At 44.8% G+C, this 6100-nt stretch carries 3 protein-coding genes; 1 reads left to right on the forward strand and 2 read right to left on the reverse strand.

Annotated elements, in window-relative coordinates; all coding sequences use genetic code 11:
* Positions 1 to 83: 83 nt before the first annotated feature.
* Positions 84 to 338 carry a hypothetical protein gene (locus NWP17_RS02950; RefSeq protein WP_280653418.1) on the forward strand — a complete coding sequence of 85 codons (255 nt, stop codon included), beginning with the start codon at positions 84 to 86 and terminating at the stop codon, positions 336 to 338.
* A gap of 22 nt (positions 339 to 360) precedes the next feature.
* Here the strand turns inward: NWP17_RS02950 and ggt are convergent, their stop codons facing one another.
* Positions 361 to 2085 (reverse strand): gamma-glutamyltransferase, encoded by a 1725-nt coding sequence (gene ggt, locus NWP17_RS02955; RefSeq protein ID WP_280653419.1) that lies wholly within the window; start codon positions 2083 to 2085, stop codon positions 361 to 363.
* A 144-nt stretch (positions 2086 to 2229) separates the two neighbouring features.
* Positions 2230 to 5565 carry a Swt1 family HEPN domain-containing protein gene (locus NWP17_RS02960; protein ID WP_280653420.1) on the reverse strand — a complete coding sequence of 1112 codons (3336 nt, stop codon included), beginning with the start codon at positions 5563 to 5565 and terminating at the stop codon, positions 2230 to 2232.
* Between the last annotated feature and the right edge of the window lie 535 nt (positions 5566 to 6100).

Raw genomic sequence — 6100 nt, forward strand, 5'->3', positions numbered from 1 at the left:
ACAGCAATTATCCCACAAGGCCGAGGCAGATATTCACCAAATTCTGCCAGTATGCAACCAAGCAAAACTGAAAGGAGTTTGCCATGCAACGTCAAATGTGTTGGTTATCAAAGTCAGGGGAGGATGGAGAGAAAATACTCCACTTGCAAGCCGGTCTGGGTCAACCTTGGCGACCTTATACAGCTTTTCCTCAATTTGCAGTACCAGATTATCAAATTCCTAGGGGATCTAAGGGTTGGGCGACTTATCAAAAACTTCTCAAAGCGGGATGGAATTTAGTACCCAGCGCCCGCGCTCATGAGTTTAGCAGCAGTTACGCACAATCATTAAAAGATTAGAAATTGAAAGTAGAATTTTTTTCTACCAACCACTAGCAAAACCTCCACCACGGGGGTCTGCTGCACCTTCTAATTTTCCATCCTCTGTGACTGCGATCGCATTCATGTTACCCCAAGAGTTACTTTCCTTAATTTCATGTCCCCGACGGCGTAACTCTTGTAGGGTCAGAGTGTCTAAACCCCAACGTTCTACACGCAAGTAGTCTGGTAGCCACTGGTGATGTATGCGAGGTACAGATACTGCTGCACCAACATCCATGCGGTATTCTAGCACATTGAGGATGACTTGCAGTACCTGAGTGATAATCGTGCTACCGCCGGGAGTCCCCAAAGCCAAACGGAGACGGTTATTCTCTGTGATAATTGTAGGGGTCATACTAGATAAAGGAGTTTTCCGGGGAGCGATGGAGTTGGCTGAGTTACCCACTAAACCAAAAGCATTGGGTACTCCCGGGGCGACAGAAAAATCATCCATCTCATTATTAAGAACAATACCCGTTCCTGGTGTGACCACACCTGCACCAAAGCCTAGATTAATGGTAAAGGTCAGACTCACGGCGTTACGTTCTTCATCTACCACAGTTAAATGGCTAGTTTCTGTGGACTCACCAACAGGGATTAAACTTAAATCACCGGCTTTGATGTCTGTGGCTGGTTTAGCCCTGTCTATGTCAATTTGTTGACGGCGTTTTGCTGCGTAGAATGGGCTGATTAGTTCTGTGACTGGAACTTTGATAAAATCTGGATCGCCTAAATATTCTGCCCGGTCAGCATAAGCAATTTTCATGGCTTCGGTCATTAAATGCAGTGCGTCCGGGTGATGCCATCCTAAAGATTTTAAATCAGTTGCACCGATAATATTTAACATTTGCAATAAATGTACACCACCTGATGAAGGAGGAGGCATTGAGCAAACTTGGGCTTGGCGAAATTGACCACAAACAGGACTCCGCCAAATTGGTTTATAGGCCTTCAGGTCTGCTAGGGTAATTAAACCCCCGTTTTTGGCCATGTCAGATGCGATCGCACGGGCTATACTTCCAGTATAAAAACTTTGGGGATTGCGGGCAATTTCCGTTAAAGTCTGGGCTAGGTCGGGTTGTACCAGTCTTTCCCCTGGTTGATAAAAATCACCGTTACGGGTAAAAATATCTCGCATCCCTGGATTATTTAATATTGCCTGGATACGTGACTGGTCGGCTGTATAACTACCAGGAGATAAAGCACGTCTGAGAATAAAGCCGTCTTTAGCCAAAGCAATGGCTGGTTTTACCACTTCTGCCCAGGGTAACTTACCATAACGACCATGCACCTCATACATTCCCGCCACTGTTCCCGGTGTGGCTACAGCTAAATACCCAGTCACACTAGCATGGGGGCGTACCTTACCTTCCCCATCTAAATACATATTTCTGGTGGCTTTCAGGGGGGCGCGTTCCCGAAAGTCCAAGGCTTTGATTTCTCCTGTTTGGCCAGAGTGCATCAATAAAAACCCACCCCCGCCAATTCCGGCGGAAAATGGTTCAACTACAGAAATGGCAAAGGTTGTGGCCACAGCAGCATCAACAGCATTACCACCTTGGCGTAATATGGCAATTCCTGCGTCACTAGCTAAGGGATGGGCTGAAACCACCATTGCTTTTTCACTGCGTAAAGGTGATGTAATACTGGCTATGGCTACTTGGTGGTAAAAAACAATGCTGAAACAGAAGATAGTAAGTATAATATGTTGGGATTTTATTTTCATACTGATGTTATGGTGAAAGGGAGCAAAATGCCCGCTTGAAAAAATATCATATTCTAATTAGGTATGGGGAATTTTGCCCAAGTGAGGTACATTTATCAGTATTAACACAGATTTACTAAGCAACAAGCAGGATTTGTAGTACAATTATTCTTGTTCAAAATTGTGAGTTTTAAATTTGAGAGTGCGGCAGTTTTCTGTGACTGTGCGGATAATATGATCTGGGACTCCTTCGGGTAATTGCACTTGCACTTCTAAGGTGATCTGCACTTGGGAACCTACTAAACTGGCTAGATGTTGTATAACTTCGTTGGTCACTGATTCAGCATCTCGGATAACTCGCAGGGGGTCTAGGTCAACTGAACCATGAAAACGGCGCAGTTTTTTTTCTGGTGGTGGTGTTGGGTCTGATTTAGTGTTATAATCTTTTTTTATAGTAACTGTATTTGTCATAACACCATCAATTGATGTTTTGTGGTTGGTGGTGTTTTCTTTTTTGGTTTCTGGTGTTCGCTCTGCTTGCAGTTGTTGGGCGGCTATGTCTGGTTTAACTATTAAGGTTTGGCTGCTGATAGTGGCTTTGATACCTTGACAAGTTTTTAAGCCTAGATAACGTTGCTGGGTTTCGTCGTAGCCGGTGGCGTAGGCAAAGTTTTCTGTTAGCAGTGGTGTTGCTACTCCCTGTTCTATGGCTGTGAGTAATACTTGCTCGTTTTTCATCCGCGCTAGGTAGGGGTAGTTGGTGATGTATTGCCACAGGGTTTTGGTGTCAATATGGTTCTTGTTAGGCCAAATGTAAGGTTCTAGGATTTCTAAACGTAAGTTTTGGGCGGAATAATTACAAATTAAGTATTCTTCGTGAACCAGTTTATTACTCGCCTGGATGATGGGGGATTCTTGTCCTTGGATGCGGATTTCTTGCCATGTGATAGATTGTTGTGGGTCTGGTTGATTGGGAAATATTAACCATTCATAAGTTTCCTTAACTAATATGTTGAGTCTTTGATCATTGCTGTCTCGCTTTTGTTGTGCTTGCTTTTTTTGGAAAACATCAAGGTTTAAATCATCCTTACTGCGTAGGATAGAGTCCCAGGCTAGAAACTCACAAACATATTCGGTTAATGTATCTAGTTTGCTTTGGTCTGCTAGTAAAAATAACAATAGGTTCTTACAGCTACGTAGTCCGTTTCCTTTGTGGGCAAGAATTTCTTGGATTTGCTGATAACCAGAGCTATCTTTAACTTTGTTACTGTGGGTATACTGGGGGCTGAGGACAATTAACCGCACTCCCATAGTGGGTTCGTCGGGAATGTCTGCACTGGAATTGGGGGCGATGTGTATTCCAGCAAATTCTCCCCGATGTTGGTCGGTTCTCAAACGGCGAATAATCTCTTCCCAAACCCGGTTGTGGTCTTGTTTAATTTCCTGGGCTAGGTCTTGGGCGGTGCGGGTGACATTGGGTTTGGTGGAAATCCAATAACGATTACCATCACCAACATAAAGATAAATGGCTTGGTCGCTGAGACGACGGAGAGCATCACCAAAGGTGGCGGTGGTTTCTCCTGGTTGTACACAGCCTAGTTTGATGCGCCGATCTTCTATACCTAAGTTGGCTGCTCTTAAGTTGGGGGCGGAACCAAGGTAAATAGTCCGAGTCACCCGGCGACAAGCAGAGTACCTCCCTAGGTTGGGGTTTTGACCATCTAGGAAAACAGGAAGAGAGTTAACGCCGTCTACGTCTTTTTCTATAATTGGTACCCAGGAGTCCTCTAAATAACGGGTCAGTTCTGATTGCACTTGACTATCTGCCATGGGTATGTTACAAGGTAGGAGCATAAGGCTGCGATCGCTCTGTTCCCACAGAAAATGAATTACTTTCGACATGAGCCGCAGTACACCTCTGGTACGCTGGAATGTGTCTATACTCGACCAGTCGCTGTAGAGTCGGTCAAATAGCTCTGGATGTATGGGGTAGGCTTGCTGCATCCGGCGCTCATATTCGGCTTGGCGACATTCTGAAGGAAATTCCTGGGGCTGTGTACGATACATATCACTAAATGCCTGCACTACCGCATCCCTAGCTACAAATAAGTTAGGATCGGTGATTGGTTGAAATAAGCGCCGACGGACAATTTCAAAACTTTCTTCTGCGTTGGCTGGTCGCCAGGGAGACTCCACCCGACTAATGGCATTCTTGAGCCGCTTGGTGGCTTCCTTGCCCCTTTCTCCCCCCATTTCTACCTCAGAAGCAGGTATACTAACTACTAATAGGGTGCGATCGGCGTTTTTAGCTGATTCGCTTAAAGTTTGGGCAAAGGTGAAGTGAGTATCAAAGGTTCCGCCCGGTAAATCTGGATTATCATGGAGTTGGCGGGCATAGGCTACCCACTCATCAATGAGAATTAAGCAAGGGGCATAACGGTTAAATAAATCTTTCAGTTTGTCTCCGGGGTTGGTGGAGGTTTCGTCGGCTTCTCTCACCATTTCGTAACCCTGTCTACCTCCCAGTTGCCAGGCTATTTGTCCCCATAGTGTTCTGACTAGAGTACCATCTTTTTGGCGATCAGGTTCACCGGGGGGTATTTTGTTACCTGCAATAATGGCAGTGTTGACATTTTTGGGCAGTTCCGAAGTGCCAGCTTGCTCTAATATTGGTTTTAATATAGGTAATTCCTCTATAGAACATCCCAAGCACATATGATATAATGAGAGCAAAGCGTGGGTTTTACCACCACCAAAATTTGTTTGTAGTTCAATTACCGGGTCGGCACTTTGCCCAGAAAGTCGGCAGAGGGCATTAGTTAATAACTGTTTTAGTCCTTCAGTGATATAAGTGCGGCGAAAAAATTCCGTAGGTAAGCGGTACTCGTCAGCCCCTTCATCCTGGTAGACTTGCCACAAGTCGGCGGCAAATTCTGCTTGTTGGTAGCGACCAGAAGCCACATCGGGGTGGGGAGTGACCACCTCTCGCCAGGGCTTGAGTCCCCCCATGGTGTTGATTTCTAAGGGTCTAGCGGCGACTTTGCGACTTTCGCTGCGGGCTTGTTCATCAAACCGGATGCGGAGGAGTTCTTGTTTTTGTTTTTCTATTTCCTCTGCTTGTGGGGCGGAAACAGCACTGAGCAGGCGGCTAATGGTATCTAGGGCGCGGTAAGTATCATCAGTGCTAAATGTTTGATTGTGGGCCCAGCCATTGCGAATGGTCATTAATTCACCAACCAGGTTTTTTTCCGCATTACCAAGGGTTTGTTTAAATACATCATACCACTTATGCCACATGACTTTTAACACATCCCCAATATCTTGTTGGAGTATTTGCGCAACTGTGCGGCGTAGGGTGCGATCTTCCGACACAAAGGGAGCGGCTGCTGCTAGCCAACTATCTTGGTATATCACTCGCATTTCTCTTTCTACGAAAGGATATAAGCCTTGATGGAGGATGTCTAAACCTCTCCCTACTCGTTCCCGGTTAGTAATGCTCATGGTAAAAACCTGGTGTTGGGTTATGGTGAATCTTTGGTATATATTGATGAATTATACCAGTCTAGGTTGATTTTTAGGTTGATTTTTGGGTTGATTTTTGGGTTGATTTTTGGGTTGAACAAGGGAGCCAGGGAATAAATTCCCTGTCTAATAGCTAAAGTCGGTTAAAACCGACTGGTAACACAAGCATCCTGCTTGTTTCATTTGTTGTGGGATGGGTTGGCGATCGGTGGGGGGGAGCCTGGGAATAAATTCCCTGTCTGATAGCTAAAGTCGGTTAAAACCGACTGGTAACACAAGCATCCTGCTTGTTTCATTTATTATTGACCAATAGATTTGTGATTTTCATAATATATTTTGTGATTTTTTGCTAGTGTCATATTAGTCCGTTTTAACGGACTTCAGCTTTGAGACGGGGAATTTATTCCCCGGTTGCCCCGGATGGATTCCCCGACTACATGAATAATTAATGGTTTCATTTATTATTGACCAATAGATTTGTGATTTTCATAATATATTTTGTGATTTTTTGCTA

The organism is Chrysosporum bergii ANA360D, from assembly GCF_029891735.1.
GTDB classification, from domain to species: Bacteria; Cyanobacteriota; Cyanobacteriia; order Cyanobacteriales; family Nostocaceae; genus Umezakia; species Umezakia bergii.

What these genes read in the sequence shown, in the direction of transcription:
- NWP17_RS02950 (WP_280653418.1), top strand. Translation starts at nt 84, where the DNA reads ATGCAACGTCAAATGTGTTGGTTATCAAAGTCAGGGGAGGATGGAGAG.
- ggt (WP_280653419.1), bottom strand. Translation starts at nt 2,085, where the DNA reads ATGAAAATAAAATCCCAACATATTATACTTACTATCTTCTGTTTCAGC.
- NWP17_RS02960 (WP_280653420.1), bottom strand. Translation starts at nt 5,565, where the DNA reads ATGAGCATTACTAACCGGGAACGAGTAGGGAGAGGTTTAGACATCCTC.